Raw genomic sequence first — 21401 nt, forward strand, 5'->3', positions numbered from 1 at the left:
TTTGAGTGAGTGTCTTTACGGAATTATTCCGCGGCTCCACCGGTAAGTTTAGATAGGGTTGGCGCAACTTGCCTTACTGTAGATCGGCACAGCTTGGCTTGCTGTGCCGAGTCCGTCGAGTGCGTGTGTCTGCGACTCTTTCCGGGGTGTTTGAGGGGAATTGCTAGTCAGAGTTTTGGGTGGCAAGGAGGCGGTCGACCTCGCTGGTAAGGTGTTGTTTCAGCTCCGGCTCCAGGTCGTTCCAGTGCACGTCCATCAGCGCGCCCTGAAGAGCGTAGAGCATTACTTTGGAGGCGTTAATCCCCCGATTGCGAATGCTGATAAAGGCCTCGACAGGCCCAACCCTGCGCAGATCATCGTGGGAACGAATGCCAATAGAGTGGAGAATATTGACCGAGGCCAGGCCCAGGTTTTTTAGTTTTAATAGTTCTGATTGACTCGGGTGCATTCGGTTTTCCCTACCAGTTTGAGCGTCCGTTGTCGCAGCCAACCCCTCGACTGCGGCTTTGAACTTAACATAAATTAACAGGTGGCTAACAAACATTACCGCCAGATTATTGTGCGGCGCGCCTGCTTTTGGTGCCCCTGCTTTGGTGCCATAGTTAAGGGCGACTGTCTGCGCTCTGTTAAAGTAGGCATAGCCTGTTGAATAATTTAGCCTGCCCTTTGGAGTTCGCCTAATAATGAGATGCAAATGTTATCGACACCGCTGAAGCGTATGTTATTTGGACTCGGCGATGAGCATGTCATTGTCGACCCAGCTTCTGACCAGCTTTTACATCCCGAAGCACTGATCGCCTTCCAGCGCTTGAGTCGGGATGCCCGTGAAGAGGGGTTTGCCCCCAAAATCGTTTCCGGTTTTCGCGCCTTTGATCGACAACTGTTGATTTGGAATGCCAAAGCGCAGGGTCACCGCCCGGTTCTCGATAGTCACGGTACTCCCCTGGATATTGAACAGTTAAGCGAGCGGGAGCTGATCTTCGCCATTCTGCGCTGGTCCGCATTGCCGGGAGCATCCCGTCACCACTGGGGTACCGATTTCGATATTATTGATGCGGCGGCGGTCCCTGCTGACTATGCAGTCCAGCTTACCCCCCAGGAGGTGGCGGACGACGGAGCTTTTGGCGCCTTCCACCGTTGGCTGGATAACCAAATCAGCACGGGTAATAGTTATGGGCTGTTCCGACCCTATGCAGAGGATCGCGGCGGAGTCGCACCGGAACGCTGGCACCTGAGCTATGCCCCCAGGGCTCGAGAGCTTCAGGAACTTCTCAGCGTGGAACGCCTGTCCGAGCTGCTGCAAGAGTCAGAACTATCCCTGGGCACTGCGGTTTGCGAGCACCTTCAGGACATTTATACGCGCTATATCTGGGTTCCGGATCACTGCTATCCCCCATTTAATGGGCAACTATAGCGGCCTGTTGAGATAGGTTGGTTACAGTTCATTACCACCTCATTGGGGGTGGCAAGAAAGCTACTTTGCGATGGAGGCTTCCTCTTGAAAGGGGCTAGTGATCCTGCCAAGCTGCGCCGCAGTGAGTGCCCTGGGGAATATAAGGGAGATGAATTATGGGTGAGGAAGCGGCCGTTCAAGGCCAGCGGGATATCTGGCAGGCGATGCGGGCTGAAGCCTCAGAGGCAGCTGCCGGTGAGCCTATCCTGGCAAGTTATTTCCACAATACCATTTTGCGCCACAAGTCCTTGGATGATGCTATAGCTGATCACCTGGCTTCGGTGCTTGAGCACAATGCCCTCACGGCAACCGCGCTTCAGGAAGTGATTGCCCTGGCTCTGGCCAATGACCCGAGTATTTCCCGCTGTATGGGCGAGGATATTTGCGCTTGGTATGACCGTGACCCGGCATGTGACCAGTACCTGACGCCTTTCCTGTACTTTAAGGGTTTTCACGCCCTGCAATCCCACCGGATAGCGCACTGGTTGTGGAATCAAGGTCGCCATACCCTGGCGCTCTATTTCCAGAGCCAGGTATCAGAGCAGTTTTCGGTGGATATTCACCCAGCAGCGCGATTTGGCTGCGGCATTATGATTGACCACGCTACTGGATTGGTGGTGGGGGAGACCTGTGTGGTAGAGGACAATGTATCGATTCTCCACTCGGTGACATTGGGTGGCAGTGGCTGCGGCAGTGGCGATCGCCATCCGAAAATTGGCCCCGGAGTGATGATTGGCGCCGGGGCCAAAGTACTGGGTCCGGTTAAGGTGGGAGAGGACGTCAAAATTGCCGCCGGTAGCTTGGTCTTGCACGATGTGCCCGCTCATACAACCGTCGCAGGTGTTCCCGCCCGCCAGGTAGGAGGGCGTGTTGAAGGGGCCCCGGCTTATACCATGGACCAGACTCTGGATTCGGAAGAGTAACTCAGGGAAATATTATTGATGTCGCAATCCACCTACAGCTTGGTTTTTCGCGGTGATTTGGTGGCGGGTTTTACCGCTGGTGATGTAAAAGCCAGTATGGTGCGCCTGTTTAAAAGTAATCCCCAGGCGATAGAGAAATTGTTCAGTGGGCGCCCGCTGGTACTGAAGAAAGGGTTATCTCTGCCCCAGGCACAGCAGTTTCGTGCAAACCTGGCCAAAATAGGCGCACAGGTCAGTATTAAGGATGAGAGCAGCGGAGCAGCTGTTGCCGAGCAAACCAAGCCCAAGGCGGAAACTGCGGCTAGCCCACAATGGACCTTGGCACCCATGGAGGGAAACCTCGTAAAGGAGCACGAACGCAAGTCGGTGGAACCGGTCAGCGTTAAGGTAGAGCACCTCAGTTTGCGTGCAGCGGAAGGCCAGCTTCTGGATGAGAGTGAGCGCAAAGGGGAGGAGCTATCTCCTGTCACTGTTCCCAATTGGGAAGTTAACTGACAGGGTTTCTCCTAACAGGCAATAAAAAACCGGCACTAGGCCGGTTTTTTTATTGCTCAGAGTCTGCTGAAAGAAGAGGGGGATTAGCCTTCTTCTTTCAGGTAGCGCTCGCGGGAAGCCATAACTTCTTTGCGTGCAGCTTCGGCGTCAGCCCAGCCTTCTACTTTAACCCACTTGCCCGCTTCCAGGGCTTTGTAGTTTTCGAAGTAGTGCTCGATCTGCTTGATCAGCAGCTCGGGTAGGTCGCTGATTTCTTCAACGTGATCGTACAGCTTGGTCAGCTTGGTGTGCGGTACGGCCAGCAGTTTGGCATCAACACCGGATTCGTCGGTCATGTTCAGAACGCCAACAACACGAGAGCGGATTACAGAACCAACCATTACCGGGTAAGGCGCTACAACCAGCACGTCCAGGGGGTCACCGTCTTCAGACAGAGTCTGGGGCACGTAGCCGTAGTTTGCTGGGTAGAACATCGGAGTGGCAACGAAGCGATCCACAAATACTGCGTCAGAGTCCTTGTCCACTTCGTATTTGATCGGGTCGTGGTTGGCAGGGATCTCGATGATTACGTTGATATCGTTGGGCAGTTCTTTACCTGCCGGGATCTTTTCGAAGCTCATTGCTGGTCCTGAATGAATAGATAACTGAAAATCTGGAGCGCGGATTATATATGCTGAGGGGCTCGGCTGAAAGTCACGCCTGCGCCGGGTTTATGGCGTCGAAGCTCGTCTGGCGGGTCTATCCTGTAACTCGGAGATAACAACAACGGGGCAGGACCAGTCATGGTAAAGGCACGGGAGGTAAAAACCGCTCAGGAGGCCCGCGCAATTGTCGAAGAACGAGGCCTCAGTCATGTCAAAGTGGGCTTATTCGATACCGATGGTGTAATGCGTGGCAAATATATGAGCCGCGCCAAATTCCTCTCATCCCTGGAAAAGGGCTTCTCGTTTTGCGATGTGGTCCTGGGCTGGGATGTTAAGGATCAGCTCTACGACAACACTCGTTATACCGGTTGGCATACCGGATATCCAGACGCTCCGGTACGTATACTCCCCGATAGCTGCCGTGATGTGCCTTTTGAAGGCGATATGTTGTTGTTTCTCGCGGAGTTTGATGGTCGAGCCCAGGCGCTGTGCCCCCGCGCAGTTCTGCGCAGGGTGATTGAACGCTGTCGCTCATTGGGATTTGATCCCTGTGCCGCCCTGGAATACGAATTTTTCCTGTTTGACGAAACGCCCGATTCAGTGCGGAACAAGGGTTTCCGCAATTTAAAGCCTTTTACCCCCGATGTGTTTGGCTATTCCATACTGCGAAATTCCGTACACGGAGAGCTGTATCGGGAAATCCTGGAGCTGAGCGAGCGCATGGATTTCCCCTTGGAGGGATTACACACGGAAACAGGCCCGGGAGTTTTAGAGGCGGCTATTGCAGTGGATGGTGCTGAGGCCGCTGGAGACAAAGCTGCCCTGTTTAAAACTTTTATAAAAGTGCTGGCACAGCGGATGGGTTTGATGGCTACTTTTATGTCCCGCTGGTCCAGTGAGTACCCGGGGCAAAGCGGACATATTCATTTGTCACTGCGCAATAGCGGCAGCGGTGATTCCGCCTTTCTCGATTCGAGCCAGCCTGATGGTATCAGCCAGATAATGCGTCAGTTCATAGCTGGGCAGCAGAGGCTGATGCCGCAATTCCTTGCCCTGATGGCACCGACCGTTAACAGTTATCGCCGCCTGGTACCAGGTTTTTGGGCACCGACGGGAGCCAATTGGGGGGTGGAAAACCGCACAACGGCACTGCGTGCTATCCCCGGCGGCGACACTTCCCAGCGCGTCGAATACCGCTTGGGGGCCGCCGATGCAAACCCCTATTTAGCACTGGCAGCAGCTTTGGGCTCGGGTCTTTACGGCGTTATGCAGCAGTGGCAGCCCAGTGAGCCTGTCGCCGGTAATGCTTACTCGCTGGAGTTGGAAAACGAACAAGTTCTGCCGGGCACACTGTGGGAATCCACGCAGCAATTTAAGGCGTCAGAAGCGGCACAGGAATTATTTGGCAGCGACTTTGTTGAACACTTTTCTGCCAGTCGCGAATGGGAGGAGCGGGAATATCGCCGCCATGTGAGTGACTGGGAGTTGGAGCGGTACTTCGAAATTATTTAATTGGGAGTATCGACGCCGATGAAGACTACAAAAATCATGCACCATCTTCAGTGTATTTCTCCTATTGATAACAGTGTTTATGTAGAGCGCGCTCTGGCGGGAGAGGTGGAAATCCGTGTAGTGCTGGATCGGGCCAGTAAAGCACAAAAAGCATGGAGGCGAACTCCCCTCAATGAGCGCATCGCCATTGTCGAGCGGGCTGTGGAAATATTTGCCGTTAAAAAAGAGCGTTTGGGGCGGGAGCTGTGTTGGATGATGGGGCGTCCAATCCGTTATGCAGGAGGAGAAATTAACGGGTTTATGGATCGTGCGCAGACCATGGCACAGCTTGCTACTGAAGCCCTCGCTGACATTCAGTTACCTGAGAAGCCGGGTTTTACCCGGTTTATCCGCCGCGAGCCCTTAGGGGTCTCCCTGGTAATTGCCCCGTGGAATTACCCTTACCTGACGGCGGTTAATGCAGTGGTGCCGGCATTGCTATCGGGTAATGCAGTTATTTTAAAACACTCGGCACAGACACCACTTTGTGCTGAGCGAATGGTGGAGATTTTTCGCGAGGCGGGATTGCCCTACGGTGTTTTTCAGTTTCTTCATTTAAATCATGCTTATACCCAGCGATTAGCCTGTGCGGGGGAAATCCAGCATGTTGCTTTCACCGGCTCGGTTGGCGCTGGAGCGAACCTAGAACGCACAGTTGCCGGTCGATTTATTCAAGTGGGACTTGAACTGGGGGGGAAGGATCCAGCCTATGTTCGCGCCGACGCCGATATTAACCAAGCTGTGGCAGCGGTAGTCGACGGCGCCTATTTTAATTCCGGGCAGTCCTGTTGCGGTATTGAGCGGGCCTATGTGCATGAAGATATTTTTTCTGAGTTTATTTCCCAAACGGTCGACTTACTGCGTGACTATCGACTTGGGCGCCCGGATCAAGTGGAAACCACTTTGGGGCCTTTGGTGCGTGCGGAAGCTGCCGATCGGGCTCGCGCACAGGTGGATGAAGCGATAGCGGAGGGCGCGAAGGTCCACTTGGATGTGAATGAATTCCCAATGGACAAGCGGGGCACCCAATATATGGCACCGCAACTGTTAACCCGGGTGCGACACCATATGCGAGTGATGCGCGAGGAGACTTTTGGGCCGGTGCTGGGGGTGCAGAAAGTGCACGATGATGGCGAAGCTCTAGAATTTATGAATAACAGCCCATTTGGTCTAACTGCGGCTATTTTTACCCGCGATGAAGATGTTGCAATGGAGATGGGAGAGTATTTAGAGGCCGGCACTGTTTTTTCAAATCGTTGTGATTACCTGGATCCGGAATTGGCCTGGACGGGTGTCAAGCAATCTGGTCGCGGATGTACGCTTTCTAAAATTGGATTTGAGAATTTAACCCGTCCCAAGTCATTTCATTTTAAACATGATGGTTAGCGGGAACGGTTGCCGGATGCAGAAAGTGAAATTGTCTGCCTGTTTTCCGAAAGGTCACAGCCTATTTTGAATAGGCAAAAGTGACAGAACGTCAGAGAGGAAATTGTGGATAAATACCATGTCAATTGGAATTATCCCACGACCGTTTGGGTTGGTCCCGGTCGCATTACTGAATTGGCTGAAGCTTGCCTGGAGCTGAATATTCACAAGCCTCTGTTAGTTACTGATCCTACAGTCGCCGCATTGCCACTGGTCGATAGTGCGATTAACCCATGCCAACAGGTGGGTCTAGAAGTTAGCGTTTTTTCCAAAATCAAAGGTAATCCCAATGAGATAAATATCGCCGATGGGGTGGCCAAGCTGCGTGAGCAGAAGTGCGATGGGGTCATTGCCTTGGGCGGGGGCTCGGCCCTGGATGCGGGCAAAGCCATTGCCCTTATGGCGGGACAGCAGCACAGTATTTGGGATTTTGAGGATATTGGCGACAACTACAGGCGTGTGGACCCAGAGGGTATTTTATCGCTGATTGCCATTCCCACGACGGCTGGCACAGGTTCTGAAGTTGGCCGGGTTGCGGTAATTACCGATGAGAAAGCCCAGGTTAAGAGGCTGATTTTCCATCCGCGCATGATGCCGGATATCGTTATTCTCGATGCTCAATTGACTATGGGGTTGCCGCCAGACCTCACTGCAGCGACGGGAATGGATGCGCTGTCACACAATCTGGAGTCTTTTTACTCCCCTCAATACCATCCTATGGCTGAGGGAATTGCCCTGGAGGGGATGCGCCTGATCAAGGAGTATTTGCCTCGAGCTTATGCTATAGGCGCAGAACTCGAGGCGCGTCAGCAAATGTTGGTAGCTTCCTGTATGGGGGCTACGGCTTTCCAGCGGGGCTTGGGCGCTATCCACGCCCTGGCACATCCATTGGGGGCCCTGTATGACAAGCACCATGGTTTGTTAAATGCGATATTGATGCCCTACGTTCTGATCGCCAACCGTCCAGCCATCCAGGTGCCTATGGGGCATCTGGCACTTTATCTACAACTGGCCGGTAATGAGATGTTTGATAGCGGATTTGATGCGGTACTCAACTGGTTGCTCGGATTGCGCAAACAGCTGGGGATTCCCCACAGCCTGTCGGAGATTGGAATTGATGACACTGATGCCGACAGAGTTGGGAAAATGGCATCGGTGGAGCCTTCCGCTAGTACTAACCCGATGCGTTTTAACGGGATAGAGTATCGGGATATTTTCTTGCGCGCCTGTGAAGGTACCGTCACCCTGTAATAAATTCCTGCGAATAGACGACAGAAGAGAATGTGTTCCATCGACAATCGGTAAAGGACTGAATGATGCGCAGTATTATTGCTCTCTTATTCCTCTCATTGGCCAGTATTTCCCTGGCTCAGGATTCATCGAATATTCGCACGGCTATTTTTGCAGGAGGGTGTTTCTGGTGCATGGAGCCGCCATTTGACAAGGTCGATGGCGTCCTGGAAACCAGCTCAGGATACAGCGGTGGCCATGTCAAAAACCCGACCTATGAACAGGTATCTTCCGGTGGTACGGGGCATGCGGAAGTTGTTCAGGTAAAGTACGATGCGAATAAAGTCAGCTATTCCGACTTACTGAATATTTTTTGGCACAACGTTGACCCTTTTGATTCCGGTGGTCAATTTTGCGATCGCGGTGACCAGTACCGAGCCGAGGTTTTTTACGGCAGTCAAGAAGAAAAGGTGTTAGCAGAGGAGAGCAAGAAAAAGGTAGAAGCGGAGTTGGGTAAAAAGGTGGTGACACAAATAAAACCCGCTGCAACCTTTTATCCCGCAGAGGCCTACCATCAGGACTATTACCAACGTAATCCTCTGCGTTACAAGTATTATCGCTACCGCTGTGGGCGTGATAAGCGCTTAGAGGAGGTCTGGGGGAAAGCGCCAAGTTAACGGATTGCCTCTCCGCAGGGTGAATATGGCACCGAGTCCCACTTTGTATGACGGGGAAGTCCTGGAAACAATCAATGATTTTCCAGTGCTTTACCGTTATTTACCGGCGGTTAGTACCAGTCCGCTAATGGTATTTATTCCAGGCACAGCACATCTAGCGCGTATTTTCTACGGCTATCCTGGTGGTCGCTCAGATGATTTTATAAGTCACTGGGTCAATCGAGCGGGTTTTCCCTTCCTTGCTATTTCTTACCCTATGGAAAATGCGGTTTTTTGCAGTACTCACCCGGAGTTTACAATTCAAGATTGGGGAGATCAGGCTGCAGAAATTATTGCCAAGATTTTGTCTGAATCTAACCTTCCAAATTCGGTAGTTGTATGCGGCTGGAGTATGGGAGGGAAAATCGCTGGGGCTCTAGCGAGGGCGGCGAAAGCCTTGAATTTTTCGATTGAATGCTTTGTGGCAATGGCCGCAGAACCCGCGTTGCCGGGCTTTCTTCCCGAAGCTAATGCCAAGGCCATCGAAATGACAGTTGATGGAATGGCCAGTCGAAAGGGCATATATCCTGCCTTTTTGGCCGCGCTTGATGAGCAGAATGCTCTAAACCAACACACAATTATCCCCAAAGATATCTATCGGGAGGCGTTCCTTGGAGCAATTCCCATCGCGCTTATTGGCACTGGGTTAATGTATGATGGGCAAGGGTTTAAGGAAGATCTTTCCAGGGCATTGAAAACGGCAAACACCTTTGACTTCTTGGACTATCCAATTCCCGTTGTTATTCAGAGTGATTCAATGGGGGATTTGGAAAACGTGCTGTGCAATATTGATGATTGGGCATTTATTCGCAATCGAGTTCTTGCCAGTAAACTTTTAGGAGGTGCATCTCCAGAGCAGATCCCAAGGGAAAGGTGGGAGCTAGTACAGCTTATTATCCGCTCGTCTTCCGCTTATTTTTCACAGACCGTTACAGGTAACCATTTCTTCTTTGTTGGCGCTATTGGGGCGCGCACTACTGTTGAAAGTATCGAAAAGCTTTTGGTCAGGGTGAGAAGTATCCAGTCCTAATAAAGCGCTTCTTAATAGCCACATGGTACTCTGGTTCAGCTGTCAGAGATTTTTAAATTAACATTTTGGTTATTTTACGATCCGCTCTACTTGTTTAAGACTTACTACTGGGGCGGAAGAAAAGAATCACCATAGGGTCCAAGCGCGGTGTATTCTTCCCTTCTCCCTTTTTAGCAGGCTATGCAGGTTGTAAGGCTTGTTCATGCTGATATTGGGTGAAATAGAGTTTCTCAGAAAGCTCGGTAATAAAATCGATGTTTTCGACCTTGTCGGCCATGCTTTCCATTCGGTCTTCTCCATTTAATGCCCCCCAGATGCTAGCAGCCATGGCACCCAAGGTATCTGTGTCACCACCTAGAGAAAAAATATTAGCTAATACAGACGTTAAAGGAGAGTTTCGATACTTAAGTCCAAAGTAAATGGCGGTGATACAGGACTCTGGCGCGGTAATGCCATTACCCAGCCATTGCTTGATTTGCTGCGGATGTGGGATTTTCTGGTTAAACAGTAGAGTCGCACACTTTTCCAGTTTGTAGCGATATATTTCGGACTTACAACTTACTTCCAGTTTGTTCAATATCTCACTGTTTGAACGATCTTGCAGGGATTCACAGATGGCGATAGCGATCAAGTATGCCCCCTCGACAGCAACTGGATGGGCGTGGGTGATTTCAGACACCGATTGTATATATTGCTTGAGGCGATAGTCATTTTGGGGATGGCAGAGGGCAATAATAGGTGCCCTCATGGCGGCCCCATTGCCGATAGAACCGTGCTTAAATTTTTTTCGGTTTAAATCTTGCCAGCGTTTACCATCCCTGACGCCTTTGAGTAGTTTCGCTGCACTGGGACCATACCCTCTGCTCCAGCGATAACTTTGGGCAAATTTTTTGGCTATGTGGTCTTGATCAAGGTAATTATGTTCAAGAAAGGAGGTCGCAATATCAATAGACATTTGCGTGTCATCGGTGTAACGCTTTTTACCCTGTTCGGTTTTCCCGATAATTTTCCAGAGTTGTCTTTCTAGAACGCCACCTTCGTACGGGGCGCCAAATGAATCGCCGATGGCTATTCCTTTAAAGCAACCTCTGTATTTACTGAGCTTTATCATTTATTGATTTTTATACCTTATTCTCAGGGGAAGTCGCTACTAGCTATAAGAACCACTATTAATTGCTGTTATAAGTAACAGTTTTATTCTAGAAAACATATATTGGCAGTTGATGGCCATCGAGGGAAAGGGTTTTATTTTAGGTGAGAGCGAGCCGATATTTAAAACTAATCGGCTCGCCACTAAAGTCGCTATATCATTTAATTAATACAGGCATCGTTAGCACTTCCAAAAGTATTTCTAATCCATACATTGCCAGTGCAAGCAGGGTGGTTGTGGTCAGCAAGATCTGCGCCAGCATTATTTTCTGCGGTATTGCCAATGATCAAGTATCCGACTTGACCCAATCCCAACATCATAATGCCGTTAACGCCGTTATTATCTGATAAATTATTGGCAACAATGCCGCCATCCCCACTATCAATTACAATCCCACTCGATGTATTGAGAATCGTCTCATTGAATCTGATGAGAGTATTGTCACCAACGATCTTTATTCCTTGGAGACCGTTACTTGATGCATAAGAGTATCTCACACGATTACCGTCACCCATAACGCGTATACCCATTCCCCCATTGCCGCTAGCATCGGTGGCTTCAACTGTATTACCTGAACTCCAAAGTGCGATTCCTGCAATAGAGTTTGATGAAGCAGTGATATCAAAGATTTGGTGGCTGCCATCACCTTCGGCTGATACGCCATTGTTACAGTTTGTGATAGTGCTTCCACCAACAGTATCCTCAAGGACTCTATCACTGTCTTTCAATTGAATGCCAATTCCGCTGCCATCGCAACTGAGGTGGTAACCCGCCATATCGAGTGATCCGCCAGCATCTATCACGAGTGCAGGATGGCTTGCGCAGCCAAGAATATCGCCGGTGAGTACTTCTGCTGTTGTAATGGTATCTCCACAGCTGACAGCTGAAGCGACGGCGGAGAGCGATAGTGCTGCAATACCGGATACAGCGAGCAATGATGCTTTTATAGAATTCATATTTCTATTTTTCATATCAAATTTCCCTAATTATCTGAGTAATTAAAAAAGAGAGTGAACACCCAAAGCCATGGAGATTGTGACCTAGGTTTGAGAAAGAGCCATAGGAAATTCTTCCTAATTTATTGGGTTTTATTTGATATTTTGGTGATAATAGACTGTTTTTATTCTATTAAAATATTTACTTTTTTATTTTAGGTGGAGGTGCTTAATGCTGGTGCGAAAAATGAAGAAACCTGCATTATAAAAATAAGCGTTGTTTGGGTGTGAAATGGCTACTTTTTAAGATTTGTTGCGAGAATCTTTACGCAATCTGCCCTCTGTTCGAAAGTTGTGTTGGCAAACCCGAGCACCAATCCTGGATCTTCAGTTTTATTGGAATAGAAGAGCGATAGTGGTGTGCTGCCAAATCCGTATGCGTGTATTTTTTTTGAAAGGGTGATGTCGTCGTGTCCCGGTGTAGATATTACCAAGTGCATACCGGCACTACTGGCAATTAATCCGGCTGGAGGTGGTATTTCTTCTCGAATAAGCTGACAGAAATGTTCCCATTTCTTCATATAGTTAGCACGCATTTTGCGAAGATGTCGCACAAAATGCCCCTCATCGAGAAATTCTGCCACGACAGCTTGTATGACTAAGGGGGAGTGTCCAGATAACATTTCTTTTGCTTGGGTAAATGCCTCTACTGTGGAATTAGGCACCACTAAATAGCCTAATCGTAGGCTGGGTAGCAAGGTCTTACTAAAGCTCCCCATGTAGAGTACAGGTGTATTTTCTCCCATCCCCTGGAGCGCCGCGACGGGTTTATGTTGGAATGAAAATTCACTGTCGTAATCATCTTCAATTATCCAGCAGCTAGCCTGTGTCGCCCAATCCAGCAGTTTAATCCGTTCACCTGCGGGCATAACACCACCCATTGGGTACTGATGTGTTGGTGTGGTAAAAAGTAACTTGGCCTGGGTTGCATTATTGACCAGCTTATCTACATCCAAGTGCTTATCTTTCAGATCCGCTGGTACGAGCTTTGCTCCAACAGCCTGGAAAGCTGCTCGAGCGCGGCGATATCCTGGATTTTCTATATAAACCTTGTCTCCCTGGTTAATCGCGACCAGTGCACATAGATTCAGGGCTTCCTGAGCTCCATTGGTAATAATAATTTGTTCAGCGGTACAGCGAACTCCCCGGGAGTTGCGCAAGTATTCAGTAAGTGCCATACGCAAAGGTAAATAACCTTGGCTTTGCCCGTAACCTGCGAGAGCTAACCTGGATTGGTGGCGGCGGTATAATTTATTCCAAATAGTGAATGGAAATGTGCTTAGATCCGGTAGGCCGGGGGTGAAGGGGAGAGATTGATCCTCACTTTTCTTACCCCAAGATAATGTCTGTGCAAAATCACCATAGTGAGAAAGTGATGGTAAGTACCTATTCCTCTGTGCTTGCCAACCTTGTCTGTGTGTTCTCTTTGTGTAGGCCGGCAATTCGGGAGATACAAATACGCCTTTCCCTGGATGGCTGGTAAGGAAGCCCTCTGCTTTCAGCTGGTCCAGAACTAATGTCACTGTATTGCGGCTGATAGAGAGGGATTCTGCCAACCGGCGCGAGGAGGGGAGCTTGGTACCAGCAGCCAGTCGGCCATTGCAGATCCAATCTACCAATTGCCGATACAACTGTTCCTGTAGCGGCTGGCCTGATTCGAGAGTTAGGTCTGTAAGTTCGGCGGCACTCAAAACTGGCACCATAAAATAGTTAAAACTGGCGCTTATCAGCGTACCAGCAAGATCCTACATTGGCGATATCTATTTCATACCAGAGTGAGTTAAAGGAGGTTTTATGAATTTACATTCGCCAATCTCTGATGAATTGCCAACCTCAGCGAAGAGTCGTGTACGTCGTGCTCCCAAGCGTGCCAGTTATCGGCGAGAGGATGTTTATAAGCTTGTCGACGAGCTAAAACTTGGCCATGTCGGTTTTATTGAAGACGGTGAAGTCATCATTATTCCTTTAACCGTTTGGCGTCTGGGGGAGTTTTTGTATTTTCACCTGGCTAACAAGAGTCGGCTACAAAAACTATTGGAGGCAGGAGAGCAGGTCTGTATTTCATTTGCCCGTTATGATGAGTGGGTACTGGCCAAGTCAGCCTTTCATCACAGTGCTAATTATCGCTCTGCGGTATTGTTTTGCCGAGGTGAGAGGGTCAAAGAGCAGCGGGAATTTGATGCGGTTTTTAAAGCGATTATTGATGATATAGAGCCGGAGCGCTGGGATCAGGTGCGCCTCCCCAGCCTACAGGAGCGCAAGGGAACAGCTTTGATGCGCCTGACTATAGAGGAGGGGGCTTTCAAAAGCCGAACTGGCGCGCCATCCGATAATAAAGAGGATTTGGCTCTGCCTGTGTGGAGCGGGGTCAAGCCTGTGTGCCCGTTTCGCTAGTGCTCAATTTAGCAAAGTAAAGGGAGCCTTATAGGGCCTCTGCCACTACTTTTAATGCGATTTGAATGATCTCCTGCTGGCCGGCTTCAATATCGGGGATCACACCCTGTCCTTCCCAGTTGGGGCGGCTGCCGACAATCGTAGAAACTGGGCGTTTATCTGGGATACCGATTTCAAAGCCATAGGGGAGGGATTGGGGAGACTCCATCATATGTGCCCCACCGGCGCTGGCAGTACCTATAACCGTGGCTCGGCCCAGCTGTTGTAGTGAGAAGGCGGTACTCTCAGATGCAGAGAAGGATCTTCCATCAATCAGAATGACCATTGGCCTGTCACTACCATAGCTGGGCCAGGGTTGAGGTGAAATACGTTTCGGTATTTCTCTCCCCTTGCGGCTTTCAATAACAAAGGGAAAGGGAGAATGGGGGTCAATAAATGACTGCAGAACAGCATTGGCGGTTTCTTCGTCTCCGCCGCCATTACTGCGTAAATCGAGTATTAGGCCCTCGCTGTGGCGAAGCAGGGTGAAAGCCGCAGCGAGGGTTTGGTGGGCATTTTTATAGGTGTGGAAAGAAGAGAGGGAAAGGTAGCCAATGTTACCGGGAAGAATCTCAATTTTCTTAACGCCGTAGTTATTGCTGGGCGCTTCAGCCTGCCACTGTTCAATCCAATTGTGGGCTTCTTTTTGGTTATCTATATGCTCTATATAGAAATGCTTATCACCGGAAAGGGTACGAATTTCTTTGGTAAGTGCGCTGGCTAATTGTTGGTAGTCACTACAAAGATGATTAAAGTGTTTGGATTCTGCCAGGCTATTGAGTTGAGCAGATAGCGCCTGTCCTTTTTCCTCCAATATATAGTGCTTCTGAATAGCTACTGCAGCAGCTTTAATAACCGGGCCTGTCTCAAACTGGCAGGAACTCATTGCGCCGGAACTTGCCGCGAGAGACATGGAAAAAAAACTGATTAATACCGCTAAACTCATCTTGAGTTGGCGTTTCATATTTATGTAGCCTCTATTGATAGATTTTCTTTTATCCGCTCTAAATAAGAGCGTTTCTCTAAAGCTTGAATTGTTTGATTGAGCAGCTCTGATAGTTCTGTCGGTAATTCGCTATTGAGGGACTGTTCAGCTTCCCGAGTTGCTATCCACTGCTGTTTTAGCTTGGGTATCAACGCACTGCCTTTGCGGGTCAAGCGTATTTTGCGCTGGCGAGCATCTTCTCCAAAAGAGGTCTGTACCAGCCCTTGTTTAATCATGTCTTTTACAGTTTGACTCACTGCGGGCTGGGAAATATGGGTGCTCGCTACCACCTCACTAATGGTTATATCTCTCTTGTGGATAAGTGCACGCATTATCGGGGTGTGGCGGGGTTTGTAATTCTCCAGGCCACAGGCCCTATAGCTCTCTGCTACATCGCCATCCAGTAATTCCAGAATGTGACGAAGCTGAGTCCCCAGTTGGCTGTATTTCATAAAAGCTGTTCCATAAGCACTTATATAAGTGACTATATAATTTTTGGCGAACTTTTCAAGCTTCTTTGCCGCTATTCATCACCCCGCACAAATTCTTTGGCGCTTTTTTTGCATTGTGTGGCGAGTTTGGCGGGTTTTGTGTGAAATGGATTTTTGAACAAAGAGCTGAAATTTAAATTTCATATTTCATTCATCGAACTTTAGGAATTAACCGCCAATCTTTGCGCCGCGTGATCTGTGTCAGGTACGAGTGAAGAGAACATTATGAAAGAGATTGGCTTGGCTGCCCTTGCAGCCCTGGGGTTACCATTTTTGGCTGAAGAGGTCCAAGCCAGCGACCTCATTATTTCTGAATATATCGAGGGCAGTAGCAACAATAAGGCCCTTGAAATTTACAATGGAACGGGTGCAGCGGTTGACCTGAGTAGCTACAGCATTGAACTTTACTTCAATGGCTCCTCTGCGGCGGCTTCAACCATCGCCCTAAGTGGCAGCTTGGCAGACGGCGATGTTTACGTATTCGCCCACGCCAGTGCTGATTCCTCAATCCTGTCAGTAGCCGATCAGATTTATACCAGCGGCCTATTTAATGGGGATGATGCGGTTGCCCTGAGTGGCCCCAATGGATATGTGGATGTTATCGGCCAGATCGGTGTTGATCCCGGTAGCCAATGGGGCGACAGCAGTCTGGGGACCCAAAATCAAACCTTAATCCGCGACTGGAGTGTGAGTGAAGGTCGTGCCGACGGCAGTACGGATTTTGACCCAGATTCAGAGTGGTCTAGCTTGGGTCAGGATGACTTTTCCAACCTCGGCTGGCACAGCGAAGACGGCACTGGTGGTGGAGATGACGGCGGTGATGACGATGTTGTTCTCGGCGATTGCGGAGATATTTCTACGTTAATCAGCCAGGTTCAGGGTGATGAGTTTGAAAGCACTCTGGAGAATGAGCGCCACGAAATTGAAGCGGTTGTTGTTGGTGACTTCCAAGATACCAGCACCGGCCTTTCCGGCTTCTTCCTGCAAGAGGAAGACAGTGATCAGGATGGCCAGATCAATACCTCTGAAGGACTGTTTGTACACGACAAAGGCTTCGGTGTAGCTGTGCAAGTCGGAGACTTGGTTCGCGTCGGTGGTGTGGTTACTGAATACTATGACTTTACCGAATTAGATGAGGTTGATGGCGTTACGGTTTGTGGTAGCGGCTACAGTGTGACTGCCGAGGAAGTCTCCCTGCCGTTTAGTTCTGCTGAAGAGCAGGAGCAATACGAGGGGATGTTGGTTGAGTTCCCGCAAGCCCTGATGGTGAATGACCACTATAACCTTGGGCGCTATGGTGAAGTCACCCTGGCTAATGGCCGCCTCTATATTCCCACCCACAACAATGAGCCTGGGGTTGCAGCTGTAGCACAGGAAAGTGCTAACGATCTTAACAGGATTGTGTTGGACGATGGTTCCAGTGTGCAGAACCCGGAAGCGGTGCCATACCCGGTCTCTGGCCTCAGTGCCAGTAATACCTTACGCAATGGCGATACGGTAGAGGGATTGCGCGGTGTAATGGGGTATAGCTACAGCGCCTACCGAGTACATCCCGTGGAGGCGCCAGAATTTGTTGCTGCCAACCTGCGTGAAAGCGCTCCACAATTACCGGGTAAGGGCAGTTTAAAGATCGCCAGCTTTAATGTTCTGAATTATTTTAATGGCGATGGTTATGGCGGCGGTTTCCCTACCTCCCGTGGGGCTGATACTGAAGAAGAATTCCTGCGCCAGAGAAATAAAATTATCTCCGCTATTTTAGGCCTGGATGCCGATGTAGTTGGCTTAATGGAAATTGAGAACGATGGCTACGGTTCGGAAAGTGCTATTCAGGATTTAATTAATGGTCTTAACGCGGCTACTGGCAGTGAAAACTATCAATTTATTAATCCAGACCTGGCTCAACTGGGCACCGATGAAATTACTGTGGGGCTGATTTATCGCAGCGATCGGGTAATGCCTATAGGCGCTGCTGCGACAACTGATAGCTATCCCTTTGATGACGGTAACCGCCAACCACTGCTGCAGGCTTTTGCCGAACTATCAAGTGGTGAAGAGCTGGCCGTGGTGGTGAATCACTTTAAATCAAAGGGAAGTTGTCCTGACGATGGCAGTTTGAACGATGATCTGGGTGATGGACAGGGCTGCTGGAACTCGCTGCGCACCGAAGCCGCAGATGCCCTGGTTTCATGGATTGATTCTGACCCGACAGGTAGTGGCACCGATCGTGTTTTGGTGCTCGGTGACCTCAATAGCTACGCCCGCGAAAACCCAATTAGCACTCTAAAGGACGCTGGCTACGCTGATTTGTTGGAGGTTTTCGGTGAAGGAGAAGCTTACTCCTATGTCTACAGCGGTGAGTCCGGTTACTTGGATCACGCCCTCGCCAGTGAATCACTGGCTCCTTTAGCAACAGGTGCGGCCGATTGGCATATCAATGCCGACGAGCCTCGGGTGCTGGATTACAACATCGAGAATAAAACCGATGAGCAGGTGGAGAGTTTCTACTCGACTGATGCATTCCGCGCTTCAGATCACGATCCGCTTGTGGTTGAACTGGATCTGGGGGCAGATAACCAGGAGCCGGTTGCTGGGTTTGAGTGGGGTGTTGAAGGCTTCGAAGTGAACTACTTCGACAGCAGCATCGATACCGATGGCACTATCGTTAGCTGGGCCTGGGATTTTGGTGATGGCACTACCAGTACTGAGCAAAACCCCAGTCATAGCTACGATGCAGCAGGCACTTATTCAGTAATCCTCCAGGTTGAGGACGATAGGGGAGCGATCTCCACTGTTGAGCAGCTTGTACCACTTGAAGAAGTTGTTGATCTCCGAGCTGATTTTAAAGTCCACAGCTTCCTGCGCTGGGTGTGGGTTGAAGAGCGCAGTAATTACGATGGCGACGGTAACCTGAGCTATGAGTGGGACTTTGGCGATGGTACCAGCCGCTCCGGTCCCATGGCACTGTATCGCTATGCCACCGGTGGTAGTTATGAAATTACCCTGACTGTGAAAGACGATTTCGGTAATGAAGATAAAGCCTACCGTGAAATTGAGATTCGCAAGCCGTTTTGGCACCGAGATGGATATCAACAACAATAAATAATTAACTCCACATATTGAACGGTCGGATATTAAGGCAAGAGATATTCGGCCGTTTTCTTTCCTCCCCGCGTTAATTGCGTGTTTTTCTTCTTTACCTTCGTGGGTATATGCCCGAGTGTTTCACTTCCTCGTTTTCATATTGGTAGCCCGGCAAGGCTCCATTGCGAGTCATTAAAATCTTTCTTATATGGACCATTGGAGGGGAAAGTGTTTGTGCGTGCCCGATCCCTGAATTGGAAAAAGACTTGAGTAAAGTGCCTAAGATGTCTTTCTGGAGTATTGAGGTATCATTGGGGCCTATCGGAGACGTATCAAAATAGATAAATATTTAATGCAAGGAGTGTCGTTTTCAGTCAGCGTGTGTTTTATTGCTTCAGGTAAATCAGTTACTAGTGATCAACGAAGCTATTAAACCACCGGGGGAGACATAGTTTGCAGGCATTTAAGACATTGGAAGGTTTAAGCCTGGAATGGACCGGCACCCACTATTCAAAACAAGGTGATTTCCCCGACCTTTCTACCCACACGGTAACCTATGAAACCGCGACTCATTGTTACGTTACGGCGTCGGGAGAGTTAGCTGGGGAAGCTTCATATACCTATGAAGCCATGGACGATAGGATGGCGGCGTTGATTTATCGGCCTGATATATATCAGGGGCGAAAAGGCGTGGTGCTTTATGCGATGCTCGATTTTGTACAGATGATGGATCGAGCCATTATTCTCTATCAGGATCGGCCACTAGCGCTGGCAAATGGCAGTTTTCAGGTGGTGAATACCCCTGTTCGACCTACAGCCTGAGAATTGAAAAGCAAGGAAAATAGAGAGCTTATGAGAGAGTGCGAAAAAATTAATTATATTGAGTTACCCTCCAGGGATTTGGACAAGACAAAAGCATTCTTTACCGAGGCTTTTAATTGGACTTTTACCGATTACGGTCCGGAGTACATCGCTTTTTCAAATGCTGGATTAGACGGTGGTTTTTTCAAGGCAGAGTTGCAGAGCACTACGGAAAATGGGGCTGCACTAGTGGTGTTATACAGCCGCGACCTGGAGGGTACCCTGGAGAAGGTCACGCGATGCGGAGCCGAAATAGCCAAGCCAATTTTCCCGTTTCCCGGTGGCAGGCGCTTCCATTTTAGGGAACCTTGCGGCAATGAATTTGCGGTTTGGTCTGATGTGGAGTCTGCGTAGAGGCGTTTACAGAAAAAAGCCCCCGATTTTACTCGGAGGCTTTTGGGAGACTGGCAACCGTTTCTATTAAGCTTCGAAATCGGTACCCAGCTTCTTTTCCACCAGCTGCTTTTTCAGGGTGGCGTACTGGGGAATGCCATTTTTGTAGGGAGGGTAGTCCTCGCCTTGAATCAATGGCAGCAGGTACTTGCGTCCCTCTTCAGTAATTCCAAAGCCGTCTTCGCTGATATATTCGCGCGGCATAAATTTTTCTACGTTGGCGACTTCAGACAGCGGCGCCTCTGCGATGGACCAGCTGTACTCTTCACCTTCTGCGCGAATAATGGCTGGCATAATGGCATTTTTGCCTGCTACAGCCATTTCCACTGCGGCGCGACCTACGGCGTAGGCTTGCTCAACGTCGGTAGCAGAAGCGATATGGCGAGCGGCGCGCTGGAGGTAATCTGCCAGGGCCCAGTGGTACTTCAGTCCGAGTTCGCTTTTGACCATGTTGGCCAGGGTCGGTGCAACACCGCCCAACTGCTTGTGGCCAAAGGCGTCGGTGGTGCCGGCATCGGCAAGGAAGGTGCCGTCGCCGTACTGGGCGCCTTCGGAGGCGACGATAACGCAGTAGCCTTTCTCGTCTACGGTCTTTTGTACCTTGGCGAGGAACTTCTCTTTATCGAAAGCGATTTCCGGGAACAGGATAATGTGGGGTGCATCGCCTTCCTGTTCTTGGGCCAGAGCGCCGGCAGCGGCAATCCAGCCCGCGTGACGGCCCATCACCTCGAGAATAAATACCTTGGTGGAAGTAGCGCACATGGAGGCCACGTCCATGGCCGCTTCCTTGGTGGAAACGGCAACATATTTGGCAACGGAGCCAAAGCCCGGGCAGTTGTCGGTCAGGGGCAGGTCGTTATCCACAGTTTTGGGAATATGGATGGCCTGGATTGGATAACCCATGGTCTCGGACAGTTGGGATACTTTCAGGCAGGTGTCTGCGGAGTCGCCGCCACCGTTGTAAAAGAAGTAGCCAATATTATGCGCTTTGAAGACTTCGATCAGGCGCTCGTATTCTGCGCGGTTCTCTTCCAGGCTCTTCAGTTTATAGCGGCAGGAACCAAAGGCACCGGAGGGGGTGTGGCGCAGTGCAGCAATATCCTCTGCGCTCTCTTGGCTCACGTCGATCAGCTCCTCGCGCAGCGCGCCGAGAATACCGTTTAGCCCTGCGTAGACATTGCCAATCTGGTCCGGGTTTTCACGCGCAGCTTCAATTACGCCGCAGGCGGATGCGTTGATCACGGCGGTAACGCCACCGGACTGCGCATAAAAGGCGTTCTTTTTCGACATGGTTATCCTGTGCTTATAGAGATATAGAGAAGTATCCCGATCCGGTAGTCCGCCTCGCATCTAGTTTTAAACATTTGTGCCAGTGGGGATAACCGGGAGCTCGTATCGGGTGTCGACCCTTTCGGGAAAATTCCTACCACCGTACCGGGGATGAGGCCGACCAATGCGGGGGCGGAGTCTAATGGAATAGCGAGTAAATTGCATGGTAACTGGGGTATTTGGCAATTACTGGCCCGATTTGCCGTGTTAAGCTTG

Annotated in this window: 20 protein-coding genes; 12 read left to right on the forward strand and 8 right to left on the reverse strand. The window is 49.9% G+C overall.

Annotated features, from left to right (window positions below):
• Window positions 1-163: 163 nt before the first annotated feature.
• The gene (locus ACJJI5_RS05760; protein WP_108735343.1) at window positions 164-448 is read right to left on the reverse strand and encodes a TfoX/Sxy family protein; all 285 of its coding nucleotides are present in this window, start codon (window positions 446-448) and stop codon (window positions 164-166) included.
• A 246-nt stretch (window positions 449-694) separates the two neighbouring features.
• Here ACJJI5_RS05760 and ACJJI5_RS05765 point away from each other — a divergent pair, with 246 nt between their 5' ends.
• The 3 genes from ACJJI5_RS05765 to ACJJI5_RS05775 all read left to right on the forward strand — a co-directional run bounded on the left by ACJJI5_RS05765 (window position 695) and on the right by ACJJI5_RS05775 (window position 2871).
• The gene (locus tag ACJJI5_RS05765) at window positions 695-1414 is read left to right on the forward strand and encodes a M15 family metallopeptidase (RefSeq protein WP_444934063.1); all 720 of its coding nucleotides are present in this window, start codon (window positions 695-697) and stop codon (window positions 1412-1414) included.
• 155 nt (window positions 1415-1569) lie between these two features.
• Window positions 1570-2376, forward strand: coding sequence for a serine O-acetyltransferase (cysE, locus tag ACJJI5_RS05770; RefSeq protein WP_444934062.1), 807 nt, complete (start codon window positions 1570-1572; stop codon window positions 2374-2376).
• Window positions 2377-2394: 18 nt separating this feature from the next.
• A complete protein-coding gene (locus tag ACJJI5_RS05775; RefSeq protein WP_445355765.1) occupies window positions 2395-2871 on the forward strand; it encodes a hypothetical protein in 477 nt (158 codons plus the stop codon).
• An 83-nt stretch (window positions 2872-2954) separates the two neighbouring features.
• Here ACJJI5_RS05775 and ppa read toward each other — a convergent pair whose 3' ends face one another.
• Window positions 2955-3491, reverse strand: a complete 537-nt coding sequence (gene ppa, locus ACJJI5_RS05780) for an inorganic diphosphatase (RefSeq protein WP_282931443.1) — start codon at window positions 3489-3491, stop codon at window positions 2955-2957.
• A gap of 162 nt (window positions 3492-3653) precedes the next feature.
• Between ppa and ACJJI5_RS05785 the strand changes: the two genes are divergently transcribed.
• From ACJJI5_RS05785 to ACJJI5_RS05805, 5 genes are all read left to right on the forward strand, one after another.
• The gene (locus ACJJI5_RS05785; RefSeq protein WP_444907395.1) at window positions 3654-5027 is read left to right on the forward strand and encodes a glutamine synthetase family protein; all 1374 of its coding nucleotides are present in this window, start codon (window positions 3654-3656) and stop codon (window positions 5025-5027) included.
• An 18-nt stretch (window positions 5028-5045) separates the two neighbouring features.
• The gene (locus ACJJI5_RS05790; protein ID WP_445355766.1) at window positions 5046-6452 is read left to right on the forward strand and encodes an aldehyde dehydrogenase family protein; all 1407 of its coding nucleotides are present in this window, start codon (window positions 5046-5048) and stop codon (window positions 6450-6452) included.
• A gap of 105 nt (window positions 6453-6557) precedes the next feature.
• The gene (locus ACJJI5_RS05795) at window positions 6558-7742 is read left to right on the forward strand and encodes an iron-containing alcohol dehydrogenase (RefSeq protein WP_445355767.1); all 1185 of its coding nucleotides are present in this window, start codon (window positions 6558-6560) and stop codon (window positions 7740-7742) included.
• 65 nt (window positions 7743-7807) lie between these two features.
• Window positions 7808-8398: a peptide-methionine (S)-S-oxide reductase MsrA gene (msrA, locus tag ACJJI5_RS05800; RefSeq protein ID WP_445355768.1), complete on the forward strand. Its 591-nt coding sequence runs from the start codon at window positions 7808-7810 to the stop codon at window positions 8396-8398.
• A gap of 25 nt (window positions 8399-8423) precedes the next feature.
• Window positions 8424-9467 (forward strand): alpha/beta fold hydrolase, encoded by a 1044-nt coding sequence (locus ACJJI5_RS05805; RefSeq protein ID WP_445355769.1) that lies wholly within the window; start codon window positions 8424-8426, stop codon window positions 9465-9467.
• A gap of 178 nt (window positions 9468-9645) precedes the next feature.
• Here ACJJI5_RS05805 and ACJJI5_RS05810 read toward each other — a convergent pair whose 3' ends face one another.
• The 3 genes from ACJJI5_RS05810 to pdxR form a co-directional block, all read right to left on the reverse strand.
• Window positions 9646-10578, reverse strand: coding sequence for an ADP-ribosylglycohydrolase family protein (locus ACJJI5_RS05810; RefSeq protein WP_445355770.1), 933 nt, complete (start codon window positions 10576-10578; stop codon window positions 9646-9648).
• A gap of 200 nt (window positions 10579-10778) precedes the next feature.
• Window positions 10779-11588: a right-handed parallel beta-helix repeat-containing protein gene (locus ACJJI5_RS05815; protein WP_444891906.1), complete on the reverse strand. Its 810-nt coding sequence runs from the start codon at window positions 11586-11588 to the stop codon at window positions 10779-10781.
• A 260-nt stretch (window positions 11589-11848) separates the two neighbouring features.
• A complete protein-coding gene (gene pdxR, locus ACJJI5_RS05820; RefSeq protein WP_445355771.1) occupies window positions 11849-13303 on the reverse strand; it encodes a MocR-like pyridoxine biosynthesis transcription factor PdxR in 1455 nt (484 codons plus the stop codon).
• A 103-nt stretch (window positions 13304-13406) separates the two neighbouring features.
• Here pdxR and ACJJI5_RS05825 point away from each other — a divergent pair, with 103 nt between their 5' ends.
• A complete protein-coding gene (locus ACJJI5_RS05825) occupies window positions 13407-14006 on the forward strand; it encodes a pyridoxamine 5'-phosphate oxidase family protein (RefSeq protein WP_444915645.1) in 600 nt (199 codons plus the stop codon).
• A gap of 28 nt (window positions 14007-14034) precedes the next feature.
• Here the strand turns inward: ACJJI5_RS05825 and ACJJI5_RS05830 are convergent, their stop codons facing one another.
• Entirely contained in the window at window positions 14035-15009 is a 975-nt protein-coding gene (locus tag ACJJI5_RS05830) for a S41 family peptidase (protein WP_445355772.1), read from the reverse strand.
• Between the two features lie 2 nt (window positions 15010-15011).
• Entirely contained in the window at window positions 15012-15482 is a 471-nt protein-coding gene (locus ACJJI5_RS05835; protein ID WP_445355773.1) for a MarR family winged helix-turn-helix transcriptional regulator, read from the reverse strand.
• 264 nt (window positions 15483-15746) lie between these two features.
• Between ACJJI5_RS05835 and ACJJI5_RS05840 the strand changes: the two genes are divergently transcribed.
• From ACJJI5_RS05840 to ACJJI5_RS05850, 3 genes are all read left to right on the forward strand, one after another.
• Entirely contained in the window at window positions 15747-18620 is a 2874-nt protein-coding gene (locus ACJJI5_RS05840) for an ExeM/NucH family extracellular endonuclease (protein WP_445355774.1), read from the forward strand.
• A gap of 435 nt (window positions 18621-19055) precedes the next feature.
• Window positions 19056-19424 carry a hypothetical protein gene (locus ACJJI5_RS05845; RefSeq protein WP_445355775.1) on the forward strand — a complete coding sequence of 123 codons (369 nt, stop codon included), beginning with the start codon at window positions 19056-19058 and terminating at the stop codon, window positions 19422-19424.
• Window positions 19425-19454: 30 nt separating this feature from the next.
• Window positions 19455-19817: a VOC family protein gene (locus ACJJI5_RS05850; protein ID WP_445355776.1), complete on the forward strand. Its 363-nt coding sequence runs from the start codon at window positions 19455-19457 to the stop codon at window positions 19815-19817.
• 66 nt (window positions 19818-19883) lie between these two features.
• Here ACJJI5_RS05850 and ACJJI5_RS05855 read toward each other — a convergent pair whose 3' ends face one another.
• Window positions 19884-21146, reverse strand: a complete 1263-nt coding sequence (locus ACJJI5_RS05855) for a 6-phosphofructokinase (protein ID WP_282931458.1) — start codon at window positions 21144-21146, stop codon at window positions 19884-19886.
• Window positions 21147-21401: the final 255 nt, after the last annotated feature.

The organism is Microbulbifer maximicatervae (SeqCode) (assembly GCF_052467955.1).

Coding starts and splice junctions, on each gene's coding strand:
- ACJJI5_RS05760 (WP_108735343.1), bottom strand. CDS start 448: ATGCACCCGAGTCAATCAGAACTATTAAAACTAAAAAACCTGGGCCTG.
- ACJJI5_RS05765 (WP_444934063.1), top strand. CDS start 695: ATGTTATCGACACCGCTGAAGCGTATGTTATTTGGACTCGGCGATGAG.
- cysE (WP_444934062.1), top strand. CDS start 1,570: ATGGGTGAGGAAGCGGCCGTTCAAGGCCAGCGGGATATCTGGCAGGCG.
- ACJJI5_RS05775 (WP_445355765.1), top strand. CDS start 2,395: ATGTCGCAATCCACCTACAGCTTGGTTTTTCGCGGTGATTTGGTGGCG.
- ppa (WP_282931443.1), bottom strand. CDS start 3,491: ATGAGCTTCGAAAAGATCCCGGCAGGTAAAGAACTGCCCAACGATATC.
- ACJJI5_RS05785 (WP_444907395.1), top strand. CDS start 3,654: ATGGTAAAGGCACGGGAGGTAAAAACCGCTCAGGAGGCCCGCGCAATT.
- ACJJI5_RS05790 (WP_445355766.1), top strand. CDS start 5,046: ATGAAGACTACAAAAATCATGCACCATCTTCAGTGTATTTCTCCTATT.
- msrA (WP_445355768.1), top strand. CDS start 7,808: ATGCGCAGTATTATTGCTCTCTTATTCCTCTCATTGGCCAGTATTTCC.
- ACJJI5_RS05805 (WP_445355769.1), top strand. CDS start 8,424: ATGGCACCGAGTCCCACTTTGTATGACGGGGAAGTCCTGGAAACAATC.
- ACJJI5_RS05810 (WP_445355770.1), bottom strand. CDS start 10,578: ATGATAAAGCTCAGTAAATACAGAGGTTGCTTTAAAGGAATAGCCATC.
- ACJJI5_RS05815 (WP_444891906.1), bottom strand. CDS start 11,588: ATGAAAAATAGAAATATGAATTCTATAAAAGCATCATTGCTCGCTGTA.
- ACJJI5_RS05825 (WP_444915645.1), top strand. CDS start 13,407: ATGAATTTACATTCGCCAATCTCTGATGAATTGCCAACCTCAGCGAAG.
- ACJJI5_RS05830 (WP_445355772.1), bottom strand. CDS start 15,009: ATGAAACGCCAACTCAAGATGAGTTTAGCGGTATTAATCAGTTTTTTT.
- ACJJI5_RS05835 (WP_445355773.1), bottom strand. CDS start 15,482: ATGAAATACAGCCAACTGGGGACTCAGCTTCGTCACATTCTGGAATTA.
- ACJJI5_RS05840 (WP_445355774.1), top strand. CDS start 15,747: ATGAAAGAGATTGGCTTGGCTGCCCTTGCAGCCCTGGGGTTACCATTT.
- ACJJI5_RS05850 (WP_445355776.1), top strand. CDS start 19,455: ATGAGAGAGTGCGAAAAAATTAATTATATTGAGTTACCCTCCAGGGAT.
- ACJJI5_RS05855 (WP_282931458.1), bottom strand. CDS start 21,146: ATGTCGAAAAAGAACGCCTTTTATGCGCAGTCCGGTGGCGTTACCGCC.